At 61.8% G+C, this 1,413-nt stretch carries 1 protein-coding gene; it reads right to left on the bottom strand.

The features are described from left to right. Window positions 1-24 precede the first annotated feature (24 nt). The gene (rho, locus tag HMPREF9440_RS05920; RefSeq protein ID WP_008542430.1) at window positions 25-1,281 is read right to left on the bottom strand and encodes a transcription termination factor Rho; all 1,257 of its coding nucleotides are present in this window, start codon (window positions 1,279-1,281) and stop codon (window positions 25-27) included. Window positions 1,282-1,413: the final 132 nt, after the last annotated feature.

The following is a 1,413-nucleotide window of genomic DNA, read 5'->3' on the forward strand; positions in this document are numbered from 1 at the left end:
TAAATTTTATTTCTTTACTGTTCCTTATCGCTTCATCATGTCGAAGAACTCGTCGTTGGTCTTCGTCGACTTCATCTTGTCGAGGAGGAATTCCATCGACTCGAGTTCGTCCATGTCGTAGAGGAACTTGCGAAGGACCCAGACCTTCTGGAGAACGTCGGGTTTCAAAAGCAGCTCTTCGCGGCGCGTGCCCGAGCGGTTGAGGTTGATCGCGGGGTAGACGCGCTTTTCGGCGAGTCGGCGTTCAAGGTGGATTTCGTTGTTGCCCGTACCCTTGAATTCTTCGTAGATCACGTCGTCCATGCGGGAGCCCGTGTCGACCAAAGCCGTACCGACGATCGTGAGCGAGCCGCCTTCTTCGAGGTTGCGCGCCGCGCCGAAGATGCGCTTCGGACGCTCAAGGGCGTTCGCGTCGACGCCGCCGGTGAGAACCTTGCCGGACGAAGGAATCACCTGGTTGTAGGCGCGGGCGAGACGGGTGATCGAGTCGAGCAGAACGACCACGTCCTTCTTCGATTCCGCGAGGCGCTTCGCCTTTTCGATCACCATCTCGGCGACCTGCACGTGACGCAGCGCCGGTTCGTCGAACGTCGCCGCGACGACTTCGCCGCGCACGGTGCGCTGCATTTCCGTCACTTCTTCCGGGCGTTCGTTGACGAGGAGGACCATCAGCACGACGTCGGGGTGGTTCGCGGTGATCGCGTGGGCGATGTGCTGCAGCAGCACGGTCTTCCCGGACTTCGGAGGCGCCACGACCAGCGCACGCTGGCCCTTCCCGATCGGGGCGATCATGTCGATGATGCGGCCCGTGAGGTTCTCGTCGCCGCGGAGGTTCCGCTCCAGCGTGAGCGGCTGGTTCGGGAAGATCGGCGTCAGGTTCTCGAAGAGGATGCGGTGCTTCACCGCTTCGGGCGGGAGGCCGTTCACCGTGTCGACGCGCACGAGCGCGAAGTAGCGTTCGCCGTCCTTCGGGGTGCGCACTTCGCCTTCGATCGAGTCGCCGGTGTGCAGGTTGAAGCGGCGGATCTGCGAGGGCGAGATGTAGATGTCGTCCGTGCTCGCGAGATAGGAGGAGTCGGGGCTTCGCAGGAAGCCGAACCCGTCCGGAAGAATTTCGAGCGTGCCGTCGCCGTAGATCGTCTCGCCGGACTTCGCCTTCTTCTTGAGGATCGCAAACATCAGCTCCTGCTTGCGCAGACGCTGTGCATTGTCGACTTCAAGCGAGAAGGCCATGTCGAGGAGCTGGGAGACGTGGAGCTGTTTGAGGTCAGAGAGATGCATGTTCGGATGGGAAACTGAACCGGGGCGGTGCCGCGATCCGGACGGATCGCGGCGGATTCATGCGGGCGGGCGCCCGCCAACCCCCGCGGGGTGAACGCGCAAGGCTTAGGACTAGTAAGGGAATAACGTGTA

The organism is Sutterella parvirubra YIT 11816 (assembly GCF_000250875.1).
In the GTDB taxonomy this organism is placed as follows: Bacteria; Pseudomonadota; Gammaproteobacteria; order Burkholderiales; family Burkholderiaceae_F; genus Sutterella; species Sutterella parvirubra.